Origin of the sequence: Pseudomonas kielensis (assembly GCF_014236655.1) — a bacterium.
GTDB classification, from domain to species: domain Bacteria; phylum Pseudomonadota; class Gammaproteobacteria; order Pseudomonadales; family Pseudomonadaceae; genus Aquipseudomonas; species Aquipseudomonas kielensis.
In genome coordinates this window covers 311,081-331,069 of sequence record NZ_JACMYG010000001.1, presented here as the reverse complement: position 1 = coordinate 331,069, position 19,989 = coordinate 311,081, and the positions used below count along the sequence as shown (strand labels likewise).

The 19,989-nt window shown below is 62.4% G+C and carries 13 protein-coding genes; 10 read left to right on the top strand and 3 right to left on the bottom strand.

Translation table 11 applies throughout. The features are described from left to right. Positions 1–70: 70 nt before the first annotated feature. The 3 genes from H7995_RS01390 to aceE all read right to left on the bottom strand — a co-directional run bounded on the left by H7995_RS01390 (position 71) and on the right by aceE (position 6,113). On the bottom strand, positions 71–1,495 hold the full coding sequence (locus tag H7995_RS01390) for an alkaline phosphatase D family protein (RefSeq protein WP_185817848.1): 1,425 nt from the start codon (positions 1,493–1,495) through the stop codon (positions 71–73). Between the two features lie 317 nt (positions 1,496–1,812). Further along, positions 1,813–3,456: a dihydrolipoyllysine-residue acetyltransferase gene (aceF, locus tag H7995_RS01385; RefSeq protein WP_182343227.1), complete on the bottom strand. Its 1,644-nt coding sequence runs from the start codon at positions 3,454–3,456 to the stop codon at positions 1,813–1,815. Positions 3,457–3,467: 11 nt separating this feature from the next. Beyond that, positions 3,468–6,113 carry a pyruvate dehydrogenase (acetyl-transferring), homodimeric type gene (gene aceE, locus H7995_RS01380; protein ID WP_166592070.1) on the bottom strand — a complete coding sequence of 882 codons (2,646 nt, stop codon included), beginning with the start codon at positions 6,111–6,113 and terminating at the stop codon, positions 3,468–3,470. A gap of 382 nt (positions 6,114–6,495) precedes the next feature. Between aceE and glnE the strand changes: the two genes are divergently transcribed. The 10 genes from glnE (at position 6,496) to H7995_RS01330 (ending at position 19,982) form a co-directional block, all read left to right on the top strand. Next, on the top strand, positions 6,496–9,435 hold the full coding sequence (gene glnE / locus H7995_RS01375) for a bifunctional [glutamate--ammonia ligase]-adenylyl-L-tyrosine phosphorylase/[glutamate--ammonia-ligase] adenylyltransferase (RefSeq protein ID WP_185817847.1): 2,940 nt from the start codon (positions 6,496–6,498) through the stop codon (positions 9,433–9,435). A 111-nt stretch (positions 9,436–9,546) separates the two neighbouring features. Continuing rightward, positions 9,547–10,581: a lipopolysaccharide heptosyltransferase II gene (gene waaF, locus H7995_RS01370; protein WP_166592068.1), complete on the top strand. Its 1,035-nt coding sequence runs from the start codon at positions 9,547–9,549 to the stop codon at positions 10,579–10,581. 1 nt (position 10,582) lies between these two features. Beyond that, the gene (gene waaC / locus H7995_RS01365) at positions 10,583–11,644 is read left to right on the top strand and encodes a lipopolysaccharide heptosyltransferase I (RefSeq protein ID WP_185817846.1); all 1,062 of its coding nucleotides are present in this window, start codon (positions 10,583–10,585) and stop codon (positions 11,642–11,644) included. Further along, on the top strand, positions 11,644–12,765 hold the full coding sequence (locus H7995_RS01360; protein WP_166592066.1) for a glycosyltransferase family 4 protein: 1,122 nt from the start codon (positions 11,644–11,646) through the stop codon (positions 12,763–12,765). The genes waaC and H7995_RS01360 overlap by 1 nt, the downstream gene beginning before the upstream one ends. Beyond that, positions 12,765–13,571 carry a lipopolysaccharide core heptose(I) kinase RfaP gene (gene rfaP / locus H7995_RS01355; RefSeq protein WP_166592065.1) on the top strand — a complete coding sequence of 269 codons (807 nt, stop codon included), beginning with the start codon at positions 12,765–12,767 and terminating at the stop codon, positions 13,569–13,571. The genes H7995_RS01360 and rfaP overlap by 1 nt, the downstream gene beginning before the upstream one ends. Then, complete coding sequence (locus H7995_RS01350; RefSeq protein WP_166592064.1) at positions 13,571–14,323, top strand: lipopolysaccharide kinase InaA family protein; 753 nt, start codon at positions 13,571–13,573, stop codon at positions 14,321–14,323. The genes rfaP and H7995_RS01350 overlap by 1 nt, the downstream gene beginning before the upstream one ends. Continuing rightward, complete coding sequence (locus H7995_RS01345; RefSeq protein ID WP_185817845.1) at positions 14,323–15,765, top strand: lipopolysaccharide kinase InaA family protein; 1,443 nt, start codon at positions 14,323–14,325, stop codon at positions 15,763–15,765. Before H7995_RS01350 ends, H7995_RS01345 begins: the two co-directional genes overlap by 1 nt. A gap of 449 nt (positions 15,766–16,214) precedes the next feature. Further along, positions 16,215–17,972 (top strand): carbamoyltransferase family protein, encoded by a 1,758-nt coding sequence (locus H7995_RS01340; protein ID WP_166592062.1) that lies wholly within the window; start codon positions 16,215–16,217, stop codon positions 17,970–17,972. Next, a complete protein-coding gene (locus H7995_RS01335; RefSeq protein WP_185817844.1) occupies positions 17,956–19,086 on the top strand; it encodes a glycosyltransferase in 1,131 nt (376 codons plus the stop codon). The genes H7995_RS01340 and H7995_RS01335 overlap by 17 nt, the downstream gene beginning before the upstream one ends. Beyond that, the gene (locus H7995_RS01330) at positions 19,086–19,982 is read left to right on the top strand and encodes an antimicrobial resistance protein Mig-14 (protein ID WP_166592060.1); all 897 of its coding nucleotides are present in this window, start codon (positions 19,086–19,088) and stop codon (positions 19,980–19,982) included. Before H7995_RS01335 ends, H7995_RS01330 begins: the two co-directional genes overlap by 1 nt. The last annotated feature ends 7 nt before the right edge of the window (positions 19,983–19,989 follow it).

The following is a 19,989-nucleotide window of genomic DNA, read 5'->3' as shown; positions in this document are numbered from 1 at the left end:
CTTTATCGGCATAAATACGAATTTCTGTAGGAAAACTGCGCGTAATTTGTGGGATTCCGCAAGCAAGCACCTACACAGCAGATGGCAGAGACGGCTGGGGAGGGTGCAGTGGCAGGTTGGCCGAATACAGGTAATCGCCATTCGGGTCACGGTACTCCACGCGAATGTACTCGGTGTGCACCGTCAGGTGGGCGAAGTTGTCCTGGCTGATCACCTTGCTTGTCCATTCGAGGTAATAGTCACCGGCCGCGGTTTTCGCCAGTGGCTGGTCAAGGATGAACGACGAGGCCTTGGCGTAGGGCAGCCAGAGGCTGTTGCAAAACGGCGAGGAGACGATGGTTTGCACCTCGAAGTCCGGGTCTGCTGTGTGGCGTAGGCGCGAGGAGAGCGAGCCGTGGACGTCGCCCGAGATGATCACCACATTCCTGATCTTGTGCAGGCGGATACTTTCGAGGATGCGCAGGCGCTGTTCGGGGAAGGCTTTCCAGGTGTCACCGTCATTGCTTTTGCTGTCGGGGAACAGCATGACGCCGGTGACCAGCAATTTGACCCGCGCCGGGCTGTTGATCAGCCACTTGAGCACCGCGTGCTCCTGATCGGCATCGAGGATGCGTCGATCGTCGGCCGACAGGTTGCGCCGGGTTCGGGTGTCCATGACAAACCATTCGATGTCCCCCTGAGCAAACTGGTACCAGTAATGTGGCGGCTGGTCAGCGGGTTGCTCGCCAGGCCCCCGTTCATGCGCCGGTCCATGGCTGGCTTGATAGATTTCGTACGCGGCCATCGCGTTGTGATACAGGCGGCTGTCGTTGCGGCTGGCGTTCGCGGGCCAGTTATCTTCTATTTCGTGGTCGTCGAGAATCATGTAAGTCGGCAATGAGGCCATCAACGCCTGGATATGGGGCTGAGAAAAGGCCGCGCGGTACTTGGCGAGAATATCCGGGTAATCGCGGTCCGGGACGACGGCGTTCATGTCGTCCACGTACACCTGATCACCGGTCATCACCAGGGCGCTGATCGGTGGCGAGGCGGTCTGCGCCAGCCGCTTGATCGCTGCGAAGATCCGGTCGCCCTTGGCGGGCAATGACGCGATACCCAGGGTCATGCGCAGGTAGCGACACGAGCCGACGATGTAGCTGCGGGGGGTACAGGGTTCACTGGACGCAGTGCGAAAGCGGTAGGTTTCCAGGGGCCATTGCAGTTGCAGCGGGTCAAGGGTTTCCAGCGCTGGTCGGGTATCGCGAGTGTTGAACCAGCCTGCCTGGTACTCATATTCGGTATCGCTGGCGAGGCCGTGCAGTGCGATCACCGCCGACATGTCGCGAGCGGCCGTCAGCTCGGCGAAGTGCCCTTGGGACCAGTCGGTATCGCCCGTGCGGCGATAACGCAGCCCGGCGAATGCCCTGGCGTTGGTCACTGGGGCGCCCCGCAGAAACAGGCGGGTGTCGTGAAAGGTGGTGTGGCCAACAATCGGGCCGACAGTAGGCTTGAGCATGTTCGAATCCATTCGAAGTGCGGCGAGGGAAGTCGCGGCCAGCACGGTATGTGCGTTTGGCGATTCATCGTAGGGCCGGGGGGCATTTAAATATTGGCGGGGAAGCGGACCGTGGATGTGGTCCAGGTCAACTGTTGGCGTGGTCTTGGGGGATAGGGCGGGTAGGAATTCTTACTAGCTTTGCCCCAGTGCCAGTCGCGATGGGCACTGTTTTGCAGGCAAAAAAAGCCCCGCCAATTGGCGGGGTTGAGGTACGAGCGTGGCGCTCGGAAAACGTGGAGCGCGCGGGGCCCTTCGTGGAGGAAGGGCCCTGCGTCTTACAGCAGGATGGTGCGGATGTCGCCCAGCAGGTCGCTCAGACGCTTGGTGAAACGGGCCGCAGCGGCGCCGTTGATCACACGGTGGTCGTAGGACAGCGACAGTGGCAGCATCAGTTTCGGCTGGAAGGCTTTGCCGTCCCAGACGGGCTGGATGGTTGCCTTGGACACGCCGAGGATCGCCACTTCCGGTGCGTTGACGATCGGCGTAAAGCCGGTGCCGCCAATGTGGCCGAGACTGGAGATAGTGAAGCAGGCGCCTTGCATGTCGTCGGCCGTGAGCTTCTTGTCGCGGGCTTTGGCAGCCAGCGCAGCGGCTTCGCCAGCCAGTTGCAGCAAGCTCTTCTGATCAACGTTCTTGATCACAGGAACCAGCAGGCCGTCTGGGGTATCAACCGCAAAACCGATGTTCACGTATTTCTTGCGGATGATCGCTTTGCCGCTTGGCGCCAGGGAGCTGTTGAAGTCCGGCAGCTCCTTGAGCAGGTGCGCGCAGGACTTGAGCAGCAGTGGCAGGATGGTCAGCTTGACGCCAGCCTTCTCGGCCACAGCTTTCTGGGCGATGCGGAACGCTTCCAGCTCGGTGATATCCGCCGAGTCGAATTGGGTCACGTGCGGAATGTTCAGCCAGCTGCGATGCAGGCTCGACGCGCCGATTTGCATCAGGCGGGTCATCGGCACTTCTTCGGTTTCACCGAAGCGGCTGAAGTCCACGACCGGAATCGGTGGGATGCCAGCGCCGCCAGTAGCACCGGCGGCCGGGGCTTCCTTGGCCTTCTGCATCATGGCCTTGACGTAAACCTGCACGTCTTCCTTGAGCACACGACCGTGCGGGCCGCTAGGGCTCACCGCATTCAGCTCGACGCCGAATTCACGGGCTAGTTGGCGTACCGCCGGACCTGCGTGAACCTTGGCACCGCTTGGCGCTGGCGCAGCCGTCGGGGCCGGTGCGGCCGCAGCTTTTGCAGCAGGCGCAGGGGCGGCAGCGGCAGGTGCCGCTTCAGCCTTGGCCGCTGGAGCTGCCGCCGGAGCAGGTGCAGGGGCTGCAGCTGCTGCGCCCTGGACTTTGAGCTTGAGGATAAAGTCGCCAGTGCCGACTTCGTCTTCGAGCTTGACCGCGATGCTTTCCACGACGCCGGCAGCCGGCGAAGGGATTTCCATGCTGGCCTTGTCGGATTCCAGGGTGATCAGCGACTGATCAGCCTCGACGGTGTCGCCGACCTTGACCAGCAGTTCGATGATCTTGGCCTTGCCCGACGAGCCGATGTCCGGGACATGAATGTCCTGCACAGTGGCGGCGGCAGGGGCAGCCGCCGGGGCCGCAGGGGCCTGGGCAGCAGCGGCAGGCTTTTCAGCAGCAGGGGCAGGAGCCGCAGCAGGAGCGGCTGGCGCAGGGGCCGCGTCAGCGGCACCTTCGATTTCCAGCTCCAGCAGTTCGTCGCCTTCTTTCAGGCGGTCGCCCAGCTTCACTTTCAGGCTCTTGACCACGCCGGCCTTGGGAGCAGGGATTTCCATGCTCGCCTTGTCCGATTCCAGGGTCAGGATGCTCTGGTCGGCTTCGACTTTGTCGCCGACCTTCACAAACAGTTCAATTACTTCACCTTCACCGCTGCCGATGTCAGGTACGCGAATGAGTTCGCTCACGGAAAATCTCCTCAGCAGTCCAGTGGGTTGCGTTTTTCCGGGTTGATACCGAACTTGGCGATGGCTTCAGCCACAACCTTAGGTTCGATGTCACCACGGTCAGCCAGTGCTTCCAGGGCTGCCAACACCACGAAATGACGGTCAACTTCGAAGAAATGACGCAGTTTCTTGCGGCTGTCGCTGCGACCGAAACCGTCGGTGCCCAGGACTTTGAATTCCTTGGACGGTACCCACTGACGGATCTGTTCGGCGAACAGTTTCATGTAGTCGGTAGAGGCAATCACCGGACCTTTACGGCCGTTCAGGCACTCTTCGACGTAGCTCAGCTTAGGCTTCTGGCCTGGGTGCAGACGGTTGCTGCGCTCCACGGCCAGGCCATCGCGACGCAGTTCGTTGAAGCTGGTAACGCTCCAGACGTCAGCGCCGACGTTGAACTCTTCACGCAGAATCTTCGCCGCTTCACGGACTTCACGCAGGATGGTGCCGGAGCCCATCAGCTGTACGTGGTGTGCCGCTTCGCGGTTGTCTTCTTCGAGCAGGTACATGCCCTTGATGATGCCTTCTTCCACACCGGCCGGCATGGCTGGCTGCTGGTAGGACTCGTTCATCACGGTGATGTAGTAGAAAACGTCCTGCTGCTCTTCGGTCATCTTCTTCATGCCGTCCTGGATGATCACCGCCAGCTCGTAGCCGTAGGTTGGATCAAAGGTGCGGCAGTTCGGGATGGTGGCAGCCAGGATGTGGCTGTGACCGTCTTCGTGTTGCAGGCCTTCGCCGTTCAGCGTGGTCCGGCCAGCGGTACCGCCGATCAGGAAGCCACGGGTACGGCTGTCGCCGGCCGCCCAGGCCAGGTCGCCGATGCGCTGGAAGCCGAACATCGAGTAGAAGATGTAGAACGGCAGCATGGGCTGGTTGTGGTTGGAGTACGAAGTACCGGCCGCGATGAAGGAGCTCATGGCACCTGCTTCGTTGATCCCTTCTTCGAGGATCTGGCCCTTCTTGTCTTCCTTGTAGAACATCACCTGGTCTTTATCGACTGGCTCGTAGAGCTGGCCGACGGAGGAGTAGATGCCCAACTGACGGAACATGCCTTCCATACCGAAGGTACGGGCTTCGTCCGGGATGATCGGGACGATGCGCGAACCGATTTCCTTGTCCTTGACCAGTTGCGCGAGGATCCGCACGAACGCCATGGTGGTGGAAATTTCACGGTCGCCCGAGCCGTCCAGGATCGCCTTGAGGGTGTCCAGTGGCGGCGTCGGGATGTTGAAGCTCTGTGCGCGACGCTGTGGTACGAAACCGCCCAATGCGGTGCGGCGCTCGCTCAGGTAGCGGGCTTCGGCGCTGTTGGGTTCCGGCTTGAAGAACGGCAGGTTCTCCAGCTCTTCGTCCTTGACCGGGATGTCGAAGCGGTCACGGAACAACTTCAGGCTGTCGACGTCGACTTTCTTGGTGTTGTGCGCAGTGTTTTTCGCTTCGCCGGCACCGGTGCCATAACCCTTGATGGTCTTGGCCAGGATAACGGTCGGTTGTTCTTTGTGGTTGACCGCTTCGTGGTACGCCGCGTAGACCTTGTACGGGTCGTGGCCGCCACGGTTGAGCTTCCAGATCTCGTCGTCGGACAGATCGGCAACCATCGCCTTGAGTTCTGGCGTGTTGAAGAAGTGCTCACGGACGAACGCGCCGTCCTTGGCCTTGTAGTTCTGGTACTCGCCGTCGATGACTTCGTCCATGCGGCGTTGCAGGATGCCGTCGACGTCCTTGGCCAGCAGTGGGTCCCAGAAACGGCCCCAGATGACTTTGGTCACGTTCCACTGAGCACCACGGAACACGCCTTCGAGTTCCTGGATGATCTTGCCGTTGCCGCGAACCGGGCCGTCGAGGCGCTGCAGGTTGCAGTTGATGACGAAGATCAGGTTGTCCAGCTTCTCGCGGCCAGCCAGGGAGATTGCGCCCAGGGATTCCGGCTCGTCGCACTCGCCGTCGCCCAGGAAGCACCAGACTTTCTGCTTGCCTTCGGGGATGAAGCCACGGGCTTCCAGGTACTTCATGAAACGTGCCTGGTAGATCGCCTGGATCGGACCCAGACCCATGGAAACGGTCGGGAACTGCCAGAAGTCAGGCATCAGCCAAGGGTGCGGATAGGACGACAGGCCCTGACCGTCGACTTCCTGGCGGAAGTTGTTCATTTGTTCTTCGGTGATGCGGCCTTCCATGAACGCACGGGCGTAGACGCCTGGCGAGGTGTGACCCTGGAAGTAGATCAGGTCGCCGCCGTGTTCGTCGGTCGGGGCCTGGAAGAAATAGTTGAAGCCGATGTCGTACAGGGTTGCGCTGGAGGCGAAGCTGGAGATGTGACCGCCCAGGTCAGAATCTTTCAGGTTCGTACGCATCACCATGGCCATCGCGTTCCAGCGTACCAGCGAGCGAATGCGGCGTTCCATGAACAGGTCGCCAGGCATGCGTGCTTCGTGGGTAACGGGGATCGTGTTGCGGTACGGCGTGGTGATGGCGTAAGGCAGTTGCGAACCGCTACGGGTTGCGAGTTCGCCCATACGGGTCATCAGATAGTGAGCACGGTCTTCGCCTTCTTTGTCGAGAACCGATTCCAGGGCGTCCAGCCATTCCTGGGTTTCGACGGGATCGAGGTCTTGCATGGCTTGCTCCAGGGCGGAAAGGCTACCAGAATCGGTTGCCTGAGTTAGCGACTGGCCTTGTGGGCAGACGTTATAAATTCTTGGAATGCCGGAGGTTGATTCGGCGGCGTGTAGTTTTACTACAAATCATCGGGCATTTCAGCCTTTCGAATGTATATACGAGTAGTAAAACTACAGAAGAACGGCTTGTGGCCTCCTGCTGTGTTGTGAGAATAATCGTTACTCTTGGTCTTTAGCCAACCAGAATAGGGTCAAGCGTGATGCTGGCTACCAAAAAAAATGAAATTTCAGCTATTTCTAACTTTTGTTCGACAGTCGTTTGCGTAGTGCAATTGCTGGGTTCACTACAGACCGCCCTTTCTACGCCGATCAAGGATAGACCATGAGCCTGCCTTCGCTTGCCCAACTGCCCGCCATTCTCCAGCCGTTTGTCAGCCGTGCCGAGCAATCGTTGCGCGCGGCCGTGGCGGCCCTTGACGATGATCATGGCCTGTCCATCTGGACGCCTGAACGCTGGGCGCAATGGGCCCGCGTGACGGGCGCCAGCGACTTTGTCACTGAGCAATGTGTGCGTGACCCCCTGATGTTGCTGGCGTTGGTGCAGTCCGGCGAGCTGGACCGGCCCTTCGCTGCGGGCGAGCTCTGTGCGCAGATCGCCACGGCCGCGCAGGGTGCGACCACCGATGACGAACTGGCCCGGGCGCTGCGCCGCCAGCGTAACCGTCACCAGGTGCGCATCATCTGGCGCGACCTGACCCGCCAGGCCGACCTGATCCAGACCTGCCGCGATCTCTCGGACATGGCCGATGCCAGCATCGACCAAGCCTATCAGTGGCTGTACCTGCGTCACTGCCAGCAGTTCGGCACGCCTACCGGACGGCGCAGCGGTGAGCCGCAGCAGATGGTCATCCTGGGCATGGGCAAGCTCGGCGCGGTGGAACTCAACCTGTCCTCGGACATTGACCTGATCTTCGCCTACCCCGAAGGCGGTGAGACCGTCGGCGTCAAGCGTGCGCTGGATAACCAGGAGTTCTTCATTCGTCTGGGCCAGCGGCTGATCAAGGCGCTGGACCCCATGACGGTCGACGGCTTTGTATTCCGCGTCGACATGCGCCTGCGTCCGTACGGCTCGTCCGGCGCGCTGGTGCTCAGCTTCAATGCCCTGGAGCAGTACTATCAGGACCAGGGCCGTGACTGGGAACGCTATGCCATGATCAAGGCGCGGGTGGTGGCCGGCGACCAGGTCGCAGGGGCGCAATTGCTCGACCTGCTGCGCCCGTTCGTCTACCGGCGCTACCTGGATTTCTCGGCGATCGAAGCGCTGCGCACCATGAAGCAGTTGATCCAGCAGGAAGTGCGGCGCAAGGGCATGGCCGACAACATCAAGTTGGGTTCCGGTGGTATCCGCGAAGTGGAGTTCATCGCCCAGGCCTTCCAGCTGATTCACGGCGGTCGCGACCTGAGCCTGCAACAGCGTCCTTTATTAAAGGTGCTGAGTACGCTGGAAGGGCAGGGTTACCTGCCGCCGGCGGTCGTTGGCGAATTGCGCGAGGGGTATGAGTTTCTGCGTTACACCGAGCATGCGATCCAGGCGATTGCCGACCGACAGACACAAATGCTCCCGGACAACGAACAGGATCAGGCGCGCATCGCCTTTATGCTGGGTTTTGCCGACTGGCCGGCCTTCCATGCGCAGTTGATGTATTGGCGGGGCCGGGTCGACTGGCATTTCCGTCAAGTGATCGCCGACCCTGACGAAGAGGAGGGGGCAGAAAGCGAAGTGGTGGTCGGTGGCGAATGGTTGCCGCTGTGGGAAGAAGCCCAGGACGAAGAAGCCGCGTGCCGTCAGTTGCACGAAGGCGGGTTTGCCGATGCGCCGAAAGCCCTGAAGGCCCTGGCCGGTCTGCGTGGCAGTCCGCAGTTGCGGGCAATGCAGCGTCTGGGGCGCGAGCGCCTGGACGCCTTTATCCCGCGCTTGCTGGCCCAGGCCGTCGAGCACGCCAACCCGGACCTGGTGTTGGAGCGGGTGCTGCCGTTGGTCGAGGCCGTGGCGCGGCGCTCGGCGTACCTGGTGCTGCTCACGGAAAACCCGGGTGCGCTGCGTCGCCTGTTGACCCTGTGCGCAGCCAGCCCGTGGATTGCCGAACAGATCACCCGCTTCCCGCTGTTGCTCGATGAGTTGCTCAACGAAGGGCGCCTGTTCAAGCCGCCCCTGGCACCGGAACTGGCGGCGGAATTGCGCGAGCGCCTGACACGCATTCCCGAGGATGACCTGGAGCAGCAGATGGAGGCCCTGCGGCACTTCAAGCTGGCGCACCGCCTGCGGGTCGCGGCCTCGGAAATCGCCGGCAGCCTGCCCTTGATGAAGGTCAGCGACTACCTGACCTGGCTGGCCGAGGCGATCCTGGAGCAAGTCCTGGCCCTGGCCTGGCGCCAGACCGCCGCCAAGTATGGTTCGCCACAGCGTCCCGACGGCACCTTGTGTGACCCAGGCTTTGTGATTGTGGGCTACGGCAAGGTCGGTGGGCTGGAGCTCGGCCATGGCTCCGACCTGGACCTGGTGTTCATCCACGACGGTGACCCGCAGGCGGAAACCGACGGGCCCAAGCCGATCGATGGCGCGCAGTTCTTCACCCGCCTGGGCCAGCGCATTATTCATTTGCTGACCACCCAGACCAACTCCGGCCAGCTCTACGAAGTCGATATGCGCCTGCGGCCGTCCGGTGCCTCGGGGCTGCTGGTCAGTTCGCTGGGGGCGTTTGAGCGCTATCAAGAGAACGAAGCGTGGACCTGGGAACATCAGGCGCTGGTGCGCGCCCGTGTGCTGGTGGGCAGCCAGGATGTCGGCCAGGCGTTCGAGAAAGTCCGCGCCAAGGTGTTGGGTCGAGCCCGCGATTTGCCCAAGTTGCGCCAGGAAGTCAGCGAGATGCGCGCCAAGATGCGCGATAACCTGGGAACCAGGATTACCGGTGCCGGGACAGCGGCCAATGCCTTCGAAGCCACGGTGCCGTTCGACCTCAAGCAGGACGCCGGTGGTATCGTCGATATTGAATTTATGGTGCAATACGCGGCTTTGGCGTGGTCCCAGACGCATCCGCCGTTGCTGCGCTGGACGGACAACATCCGCATTCTGGAAGAGCTGGAGCACGAAGGCTTGATGCCCGCGGCCGATGCCAGCCTGATGCGTGAGGTCTACAAGGCCTACCGCGCCGCCGCTCACCGCCAGGCCTTGCAGAACGAGGCCGGGGTGGTGGCAGGCAACCAGTTTGTCGATGAGCGCCAGCAGGTGTTGCGAATCTGGCGCGAGTTGGGGCTAAGCTGACACGGGAATTTGCAGCACCTGACACCCCCTGTGGGAGCGGGCTCGCTCGCTCCCACAGTAATTACCGAAGTGGGGGAGGCATGTGCCTCCCCTATTCGTTTGTGGATAACTATGAAAATTCTGATCGTTGGGCCCAGTTGGGTCGGTGACATGGTGATGGCGCAGACACTGTTCATGTGTCTGCAGCAGCGTCATCCACAGTGCGAAATCGACGTGCTGGCCCCGGAGTGGAGCCGGCCGATCCTTGAGCGCATGCCCCAAGTGCGCCGGGCCTTGAGCTTTCCGCTCGGCCACGGTGCGCTGGAACTGGCAACGCGGCGGCGGATCGGCAAGTCCCTGGCCGGCCAGTACGACCAGGCGATTCTGCTGCCCAACTCGTTGAAGTCGGCGCTGGTGCCGTTTTTTGCTGGCATCGCGAAGCGCACGGGCTGGCGTGGCGAGTTTCGTTACGGCCTGCTCAACGATGTGCGCACGCTGGATAAAGAGCGCTACCCGCTGATGATCGAGCGTTTCATGGCCTTGGCCTATGAACCCGCTGCCGAACTGCCGACCCCTTACCCACGGCCCAGCCTGCAAATCGATCCTGTGACCCGCGAGGCGGCATTGGCCAAGTTCGGCCTGACCCTCGATCGCCCGGTGCTGGCGTTGTGTCCGGGGGCCGAGTTCGGCGAGGCCAAGCGCTGGCCTTCCGAGCATTACGCCAAGGTCGCCGAGGCGAAGATTCGCGAGGGCTGGCAGGTCTGGCTGTTTGGTTCGAAGAATGATCACGCGGTCGGCGAAGAAATCCGCTCCCGGTTGATTCCCGGGCTGCGTGAAGAGGCAATGAACCTCAGTGGCGGCACGTCGCTGGCCGAGGCCATCGATTTGCTGTCGTGCGCCGACTCGGTGGTGTCCAACGACTCCGGGCTGATGCACGTGGCCGCGGCGCTGAACCGTCCGCTGGTGGCAGTCTACGGTTCGACCTCGCCGGGCTTTACGCCGCCGCTGGCCGAGCACGTCGAAATCGTGCGCCTGGGCATCGAATGCAGCCCGTGTTTTGATCGCACCTGCCGCTTCGGTCATTACAACTGCTTGCGCCAGTTGATGCCGCAAGCGGTGAACGACGCCTTGCAGCGGTTGCAGGGCTCTGTGGTCGAGGTTCGTTAAGTTGCGGGTACTGTTGATCAAGACCTCGTCGCTGGGCGATGTGATTCATGCGCTGCCCGCGCTGACCGACGCTGCACGGGCGATCCCCGGCATCCAGTTCGACTGGGTAGTGGAAGAAGGCTTCGCCGAAATCCCCACCTGGCATCCGGCGGTGGGCAAGGTGATTCCCGTGGCGATCCGGCGCTGGCGCAAGAACCTCTGGCAGACCATCAAGAGCGGCGAGTTCAAACGCTTCAAGCAAAACCTGCAGGCGACCAAGTACGACTTGGTGATCGATGCCCAGGGCCTGCTCAAAAGCGCCTTGCTGACGCGTTACGTGCGGGCCCCGGTGGCTGGCCTGGACAAACATTCGGCGCGTGAGCCGCTGGCGGCGCGCTTCTATTCGCGGCGCCTGGCGGTGGCCCGTGGGCAACATGCGGTGGAGCGCTTGCGCCAGTTGTTCGCCGTGGCCCTGGGTTACGACTTGCCCAAGGGCCTGGGCGATTACGGCCTGAACGTCGAGCGCCTGGTGGAGTTGCCGCGCAAGAATCCGTATGTGCTGTTCCTGCACGGCACCACCTGGGACACCAAGCACTGGCCGGAAGCCTATTGGCGCGAACTGGCCGAGCGCATGGGACACCTGGGCATGGCGGTGAAGTTGCCGTGGGGCAGTCCGGCCGAGAAAGCCCGTGCCGAGCGTATCGCCCAGGGCCTGCGCAACGCCGAGGTGCTGCCCAGGTTGAACCTGGCGGGTGTCGCCAAGGTGTTGGCTGGCGCGCAAGCCTGCGTGGCGGTGGATACCGGCCTCGGGCACCTGGCCGCCGCGCTGGACGTGCCGACGGTGTCGCTGTTCGGCCCGACCAACCCGGGCCTGACGGGCGCCTATGGCCGTAGCCAGGTGCACATGGCGAGTGATTTTTCCTGTGCGCCGTGCCTGCAAAAGAAATGTACCTACCAACCGACGGCTGAAGACCAGCGTCGGTTTGATCTCAAGCGCGAGTGGCCACTGTGCTTCACTCGCCTGAACCCCGAGCGTGTCGCGAGCCGACTGAGCACGTTGTTAATGGCTGAGGAGCTGCGCTGATGCAATTGGCTTTTGTACTGTACAAATATTTCCCGTTTGGCGGCCTGCAGCGTGATTTCATGCGCATTGCCCTGGAATGCCAGCAGCGTGGACACCAGATCCGCGTTTACACGCTGATTTGGGAGGGCGACGTGCCGCCGGGCTTTGAAGTGCTGGTGGCGCCGGTGAAAGCGATCTTCAATCATCGGCGCAACGAAAAGCTCAGCGCCTGGATGGCCGAGGACCTGGCCAAGCGCCCGGTGGATCGCCTGATCGGTTTCAACAAGATGCCTGGCCTGGACGTCTATTACGCCGCCGACGGTTGCTTCGAGGACAAGGCGCAGAACCTGCGCAATTCGCTGTACCGGCGCTGGGGCCGCTACCGGCACTTCGCCGAGTATGAGCGCGCGGTGTTCGCCAAGGACGCGAAAACCGAAGTGCTGATGATCTCCGAAGTCCAGCAGCCGCTGTTCATCAAGCATTACGACACGCCGCTGGAGCGCTTCCACCTGCTGCCACCGGGCATTGCCCAAGACCGACGCGCGCCGCCGAACGCTGCTGAAATTCGCGCGGAATTTCGCCGCGAGTTCTCCCTGGGCGACGACGAGTTGCTGGTGGTGCAGATCGGCTCGGGGTTCAAGACCAAGGGCGTCGACCGCAGTCTCAAGGCCCTTGCCGCACTGCCGGCCGAATTGCGTAAACGCACGCGGCTGTTTGTAATTGGCCAGGATGACCCCAAAGTATTCCAATTGCAGAGTGCCACGCTGGGCTTGGGTGATAGCGTGCAGTTCCTCAAGGGGCGCAGTGATATCCCGCGGTTCCTGCTCGGTGCCGACCTGTTGATCCACCCGGCGTACAACGAAAACACCGGTACGGTGCTGCTCGAAGCGCTGGTGGCCGGGTTGCCGGTGCTGGTCAGCGCGGTGTGCGGTTATGCCCATTACATCGCCGAGGCCGACTGTGGCCTGGTACTGGACGAACCCTTCGAGCAGGCGCAACTCACGCAGTACCTGACGACCATGTTGAGCGATGATGCCGCGCGTGCGGCCTGGAGCCGTAACGGCCTGGCCTTCGCTGACACGGCCGACCTTTACAGCATGCCGCAGCACGCGGCGGATGTGATTCTGGCGGAGCGACACTGATGAAGTTGATTCTGGCCGAACCGTTCAAGAGCCTGTGGGCCGGACGCGATGCGTTCAGCGCCGTCGAAGGCCTGGAGGGCGAGGTTTACCGTGAGCTCGAAGCGCGCCGCACCCTGCGCACCGAAGTCGCCGGCAACGGCTACTTCGTGAAGATTCACCGGGGTATCGGCTGGGGCGAGATCTTCAAGAACCTGCTCACGGCCAAGCTGCCGGTGCTTGGCGCGGGCCAGGAATGGCGGGCGATCCAGCGCTTGCACGAGGCCGCAGTGCCGACCATGACCGCCGTGGCCTATGGCGAGAAAGGCAGCAACCCCGCTGACCAGCACTCGTTCATCGTCACCGAAGAGCTGGCGCCGACCGTCAGTCTCGAAGACTTCAGCATCGACTGGGCCCGGCAAGCGCCGGACCTCAGGCTCAAGCGCGCACTGATCGCCGAAGTGGCGCGCATGACCGGGATGATGCACCGCGCCGGCGTCAATCACCGTGACTGCTACATCTGCCATTTCCTGCTGCACACCGACAAGCCGGTCACGGCCGAGAACTTCAAGCTCTCGATCATCGACCTGCACCGGGCCCAGACCCGCCCGGCGATCACTCGGCGCTGGCGCAACAAAGACTTGGCTGCGTTGTATTTCTCGGCACTGGACATTGGCCTGACTCGCCGCGACAAGTTGCGTTTCCTCAAGGGCTATTTCCTGCTGCCGCTGCGCCAGATCCTGCGCGAAGAAGCCTCGCTGCTGGCCTGGCTCGAGGGCAAGGCGAACAAACTGTACGAGCGCAAACAGCGCTATGGGGATGCGCTCTGATGACTGATTTTCTGGCCGCCGAGGACCGCGAGCGGTTCGAACGCCACGGGCTTGCCACGTTCGACGCGCTGTGGGCGCGGGAGCTGGAAGCAGTGGACGAGCCCAACACCTCGGGTGGGGGCTGGAGCAGCGTGTTCCGCCTGGATCTGGACGGCCAGGGGTATTACCTCAAGCGCCAGAGCAACTACCTGACCCGCACGCTGCACCGGCCATTCGGCGAACCGAGCTTTGCTCGCGAATTCCGCAACATCAGCCGTTACCGGCAGATGGACATTCCAGCGCTGGAGGCCGTGTTCTTTGGCGAGCGCAAAGTCGCCGGCGAAGTGCGCGCGATCCTGCTGACGCGGGCGCTGGACGGCTGGAACGACCTGGATGCCCTGCTGCAGCAATGGCCACAGCTCAGTGCCGTGCAGCAGGCGGCGATCCTGCGCGCCTGCGGCTTGCTGGCGCGCCGGCTGCACGGTGCGCGCCAGGTGCACGGCTGTTTTTATCCCAAGCACATCTTTTTGCAGGCCGAGGGCGAAGGCTACCGGGCGCAATTGATCGACCTGGAGAAAACCCGCCCGCTGCTGTTTGGCCAGCGTGACCGGGTCAAGGATCTGGAGCCGTTGTTGCGCCGAGCACCGATCTGGAGCACCGAGAATGTGCGCAGCTTGCTGGCGGCTTACCTGGATCAACCGGCCGACAGCACGCTGGTGGATGCCTGGCTGCAGCGCTTGTCCGCTCGACGCAGCCATAAGGGAGTGCGTTGATGCGTTTGTCTGAACTAAAAAACGCCGGACGCACGCCACAACTGCCGTTGAGCCTGGAATTGGCCGATGCCGCGGGCCCGGCGCAGTTGCAACTGCTCAGCCTGCTGCGGGTGCTGCCCGGCCAGCGCTATGTCGGTGCCGGGGTCTGGCGCGGGCGGCCGGTGTTGGCCAAGTTGCTGGTGGGCCGCAAGGCGGCGCGGCATTTTCAGCGTGAGCTGGACGGTGTACGCCTGCTCGCGGCCCAAGGCCTGACGACCCCATTGTTGCTGGCCGACGGCCTGAAAGAAGGCGAGGGCGGCTGGCTGCTGTTCGAACTGCTCGAAGGCGCCCACAGCCTGGGCGACGCCTGGCAACAGGTCGAAGCCCTGCCAGTCCTGGCAGACGAGCAAACCGAAGTGCTGGCCGAGGCGCTGGCCGCCATCGGCCAGATGCACAGCAAAGGCCTGTGGCAGTCGGACCTGCACCTGGACAACCTGCTGCGCCACGGTGGCCGGCTGTATTTGATCGACGGCGCCGGGATCCATGCCGAAACCGCGGGGCAACCGTTGTCGCGGCAAAAGGTCCTGGAAAACCTCGGGGTGTTTTTTGCCCAGTTGCCCAAGTCGCTGGAGCCGTTCACCGAAGAGTTGCTGGTGCATTACCTGCTGAGCAATGGCGAGCACGCGTTACCGCTTGAAGCCTTGCAAAAGCAGGTGCGCAAGATTCGTAGCTGGCGCTTGAAGGATTACCTGGTCAAGGTCGGGCGCGAGTGCTCGCTGTTCGCCGTGCAGCGCGGGGCCTTTGGCTTGCGCGCGATTCGTCGCGACGAAGAGGCCGCCATGCTGCCGGTGCTGGAGCAGGCTGATGCCTTGCTCGACCAGGGTCACCTGTACAAGACCGGCGGCGCGGCGAGCGTGGGCAAGGTCGAGGTGGGTGGTCGGACGCTGGTGGTCAAGCGCTACAACATCAAGGGGTTTGCCCACTGGCTCAAACGCTTCTGGCGTCCGAGCCGTGCCTGGCATTCCTGGCGCGAGGGCAATCGCCTGGCGTTCCTCGGCATTGCCACGCCCAAGCCGTTGGCGTTGCTGGAAAAGCGTTTTTTCTGGTTGCGCAGCCGGGCCTACCTGATCACCGAGTACCTGCCGGGGCCGGACATCATTGAGCGTTTTGCGCCCTATGTGGAAAGTGGCGAGGCGCCTGAGGCTGAGCTGGTGGCGCTGGATCAGTTGTTCGCCGAGTTGATTGCCGAGCGCATCAGTCATGGGGATTTCAAGGGGCATAACCTGTTCTGGGACAAGGATCGCTGGTCGTTGATTGACCTGGATTCGATGTGCCAGCACGCCTCGCTCAGTAGCTTTGCGCCGGCTTATGCGCGGGATCGGGCGCGGTTTATGCGCAATTGGGGTGAGGGGTCGGCGCTTTATCGGGTGATTGATCAGCGGTTGCCCAGGCAGGTGGAGTGACTCTTTTTGGGGGCATATCCGTTGCTGCGGTGATGGCGGCTTAGGGTACCGCCCTGACGTACGGCCCCTCGCTACGGCATCCATCCGGGGGCATCGCCTGCCGATGGGGCGGGAGGATCAAAAGCTGCAGGCGAGCTAACGCTCGGCCTGTCGAGTGGTAAGGGCGGGCGAAGCGGCCTACCGGCCGGCCTGCTTTTTCCTGGTGTACGAATTTCCCCTGTGGGAGCGGGCGCCCGCGATGGCGATCTGCGCTACACCACAGATCCCGGCAATACCCCAACCCCCGTAGCCGCTGCCGAGCCCGCGAGGCTGCGTTCGAGGACGCAGTCCTCGCCGCCCGTCATCTTTACGCTATAATCTCGCCCTTTAGCTGTTTCTCGCCTTGGTGCGGGGACACATTATTTCCAGGCGCGTGTCGCCTGCATGCAGACTAAAGAGGCTAGACCCCTGTGGCATTGACGATTCTTGGCCTGTCCGGCGCCCTTAGCCATGATCCTTCCGCAGCGCTGTACATCGACGGCAAGCTGGTCGCGGCTGCTGAAGAAGAGCGCTTCGTACGCGATAAACATGCAAAGAACCGCATGCCTTACGAGTCGGCGAAGTTCTGCCTGGAGCAGGCGGGCATCAAGCCGTCCGACGTTGACGTGGTCGCGATCCCGTTCGCTCCGATCAGTATCTTCGGCAAAGCCCGCTGGCAGTACGCCAAGCGTTACTGGTATGCCCCGGACCGCGCGCTCGACGCGATCCTGATGGGTAACCGTCGCTACAAGCGCTACCGCAACAAGATTGTCTGGTGCCTTGAGCAACTGGGCTTCGATCCGAAGAAAATCAAGATCGAGCCGGTCGAGCATCACCTGGCCCACGCCTCCAGCGCTTACCATTGCTCCGGTTTCAAAGAGAAAACCGCGATCCTGGGGATCGACGGCAAGGGCGAGTACGCCACGACCTTCTTCGGCTACGGCGAAAACGGCAAGATCCACAAGATCAAGGAATTCTTCGATCCGGACTCCCTCGGCGGCCTGTACGGTGCGATTACCGAGTTCCTCGGTTTCGACATGCTCGACGGTGAGTTCAAGGTCATGGGCATGGCGCCGTATGGCGATGCCAGCAAATACGATTTCTCGCGCCTGGCTTCGTTCGAAAATGGCGAGTTGGTGATCAACACCGACTACGCCAACGTCATCGGCCTGCGCCGCTACAAAGAGAAGGGCAAGGGTTACTACTTCTCGCCGAAGCTGATCGAGTGGCTGGGTCCAAAGCGTGAAGGCGATATCGCCGACGAGCCTTACATTCACTACGCCGCCAGCATTCAAGCGCTGTTCGAAAAGATTGCGCTGCAGATGATCGACCACTACCTGGGCGACGTGCTCAAGGAAACCGGCAAGCTGGCCTACGCCGGCGGCTGTGCGTTGAACGTCAAGCTCAACCAGAAAATCATCGCCCGCGATGACGTCAAGGAACTGTTCGTCCAGCCGGCCTCCGGTGATGCCGGGACTGCGGTGGGGGCTGCGGCCTACGTGTCCAACGCTCGTGGTGTGCCGGTGGAGAAGATGGAACACGTCTACCTCGGCCCGTCGTACAGCAACGAAGACGTGATCGCCGCCTGCGCCCGTCACCCGAGCAAGCCGACCTGGCGCAAGCTTGAGAACATGCCGGAGAACATCGCCAAGATCATGGTCGATGGCAACCCGGTGGCCTGGTTCCAGGGGCGCATGGAGTTTGGTCCGCGTGCCCTTGGTGGTCGTTCGATCATCGGCTGCCCGAGCGCCGTTGGCGTGGCTGACCGGATCAACCACCAGATCAAGTTCCGCGAGCGCTGGAGGCCTTTCTGCCCGTCGATGCTCGACACCGTGGCGCCACAGATGATCAAGATCGATCACCCGGCCCCCTTCATGACCTTCACCTTCGAAGTGGCTGAAGAGTGGAAGACCCGCGTGCCGGAAGTCGTCCATGAAGACGGCACCTCCCGTGCCCAGGTGCTCAAGCGCGAGTACAACCCGCGCTACTACGACATGATGAAAGCCCTGGAAGTGCTGACCGGCAACGGTGTGTCGCTGAACACCTCGCTCAACCGTCGTGGCGAACCGATGATCTGCTCGCCGACCGACGCGCTGAACATGTTCTTCGGTTCCGATCTACAGTATTTGATCATGGAAGACATTCTCGTGGTCAAAGACGGCGCGGACGCTTATGACACGCTCGGCTGAGCGCCATGTCCTGCAGTTCTGTCACGGCTATGACGGGCCGTTCCTGGACTGCGCCCGACAGTACGCCAGCCTGTTTGCGGGCTCCGGTTATCGCGTGACCACGGTGTTCCTCACCGGGGTGGCCGATGCCGAAGTGGCAGCCGGCTGCGCGTCTGACGAAGTGCTGTTCATGGAATACAGCTCCAAGGCCATTCGTGGCCTGAAGCTGGGGGCGATTGCCGATCTGCGCAAGATCGCCCAGTCGCGCCAGTTCAGTTTCTGTATTGCCCACCGGTTCAAGCCGATCTACATCGCCTTGCTCGCCACGGCGCTGCCGGTGATCGGTGTGCACCACGCCTTTGGCGACTACCAACGGCGCACGCGCAAGCTGTTTGCGCAGATTTTCCGCAAGCGTCTGAGCCTGCTCGGGGTCTCTGACGCGGTGCGCGACGACATGCGTCGCTGCCTGCCGATATGGCCGGCGACACGTATCCAGACGCTCTACAACCGCATCGATGTCGACGCCTTGCAGGCCAGCCAGCTGTCCTTCGCCCAGGCGCGGGACGAGTTGGGCCTGTCGCCGGATGCCTGGGTGGTCGGCAACGTTGGCCGCCTGCACCCGGACAAGGACCAGGCCACGCTGCTCCATGGCTTTGCCCAGGCCTTGCCGGGGTTGCCGGTCGACAGCCAACTGGCGATTCTCGGCACCGGTCGCCTGGAGCAGGACCTCAAGGAGCTGGCCCGCGAACTGGGGATCGGCGATCGGGTGTTGTTCCTCGGCCAGGTGCCCGAGGCGCGTCGCTACTTCCGTGCCTTTGATGTGTTTGCCTTGAGCTCCGACCATGAACCTTTCGGCATGGTGCTACTCGAAGCCATGGCGGCCGGTGTGCCGTTGCTGGCCACGGCGTGTGGCGGGGCCAAGGAAGTGGTCGAAGGCGTCGGTATCCTGTTTCCCCTGGGGGACGCCGAACACCTGGCGCAAGGGCTGCAACACCTGGCCCGGATGGACCAGCGTGAGCGCCAGTTGTGTGCCGAGCTGATGCTCGAGCGCCTGCGCCAGCAATTTTCCGATCGCGCGGTACGCGAGGCGTTCTGGCGTCTGCCGCCTGTCATTGAACTGACGACGAGGGCTTGATGCTCAACCGATTCCAAGGCTGGCGCGAACGCGGCTGGTCCGTTGTCGACGCGTCGACCTATAGCGACGCCTGGCAACGTTGGGGGGGCAGCGTCGCGACTCACCCGCTGGTGGTCGAGCGCCTGGCTGACCTGGCCGGCATCCCGGTGCGTTACCTGGCGTGGGAACAGGGCGGCGAGTTGCAAGCAGCGATCCCGACCTGGGGCCGCGACCTGGCCTTGTCCAAGGACGTGCTCAAGCGACATGGCAAGAAAGGTCTGTTTGATCTCGGCAATGCCGAATTGATTCTGCCGGCCGCCCCCGATGCCCAGGCCGTGCTGCGCCATCGTGCCCGCTACTTGTCGGCGCTCAATGAGGGGCGTTTCACCGGCCTCAAGCTGCAGACCGAACAACTGGCAATGGCGCGCACGCCCGAAGAGCTGTCGAAGAAATTCCGCTACAACCAGCGCCGTGAGCTGCGCTTGCTGGAAGAGGCCGGCGGCGTGGTGCGGCCGGTCAGCGAGTTCTCCAGTGGCGAACTGGCCGCTATCTACTGCGATCTGTTCCAGCGTCGCTGGGGTTTCCCGGCCACGGGGGCGGCGCGCATGAGCGAGGTGCTGGAGTTGCTGCACGAGCTGTTGATCGGTTCGGTGATCTTCCTCAACGATGCGCCGATTGCGATCCAGTTGGTGTACCGGGTGCAAGCGCCGCAGTGGATCAGCGTCGAGTACATCAACGGCGGGGTCGACCCCGAGACCCGCGAATTCAGCCCCGGTAGTGTGCTGAGCTTTCTCAACACGCAAAGTGCCTGGGAGCAGGCGCGGGCACTCGACAAGCCGCTGCGCTTTTCGTTTGGTCGCGCCGATCGTGAATACAAGGACCGTTGGTGCAATCCCGTGCCCGTCTTCACTGTATGAGCCAGCC

What these genes read in the sequence shown, in the direction of transcription:
- H7995_RS01390 (WP_185817848.1), bottom strand. Translation starts at nt 1,495, where the DNA reads ATGCTCAAGCCTACTGTCGGCCCGATTGTTGGCCACACCACCTTTCAC.
- aceE (WP_166592070.1), bottom strand. Translation starts at nt 6,113, where the DNA reads ATGCAAGACCTCGATCCCGTCGAAACCCAGGAATGGCTGGACGCCCTG.
- glnE (WP_185817847.1), top strand. Translation starts at nt 6,496, where the DNA reads ATGAGCCTGCCTTCGCTTGCCCAACTGCCCGCCATTCTCCAGCCGTTT.
- waaF (WP_166592068.1), top strand. Translation starts at nt 9,547, where the DNA reads ATGAAAATTCTGATCGTTGGGCCCAGTTGGGTCGGTGACATGGTGATG.
- H7995_RS01360 (WP_166592066.1), top strand. Translation starts at nt 11,644, where the DNA reads ATGCAATTGGCTTTTGTACTGTACAAATATTTCCCGTTTGGCGGCCTG.
- rfaP (WP_166592065.1), top strand. Translation starts at nt 12,765, where the DNA reads ATGAAGTTGATTCTGGCCGAACCGTTCAAGAGCCTGTGGGCCGGACGC.
- H7995_RS01350 (WP_166592064.1), top strand. Translation starts at nt 13,571, where the DNA reads ATGACTGATTTTCTGGCCGCCGAGGACCGCGAGCGGTTCGAACGCCAC.
- H7995_RS01345 (WP_185817845.1), top strand. Translation starts at nt 14,323, where the DNA reads ATGCGTTTGTCTGAACTAAAAAACGCCGGACGCACGCCACAACTGCCG.
- H7995_RS01335 (WP_185817844.1), top strand. Translation starts at nt 17,956, where the DNA reads ATGACACGCTCGGCTGAGCGCCATGTCCTGCAGTTCTGTCACGGCTAT.
- H7995_RS01330 (WP_166592060.1), top strand. Translation starts at nt 19,086, where the DNA reads ATGCTCAACCGATTCCAAGGCTGGCGCGAACGCGGCTGGTCCGTTGTC.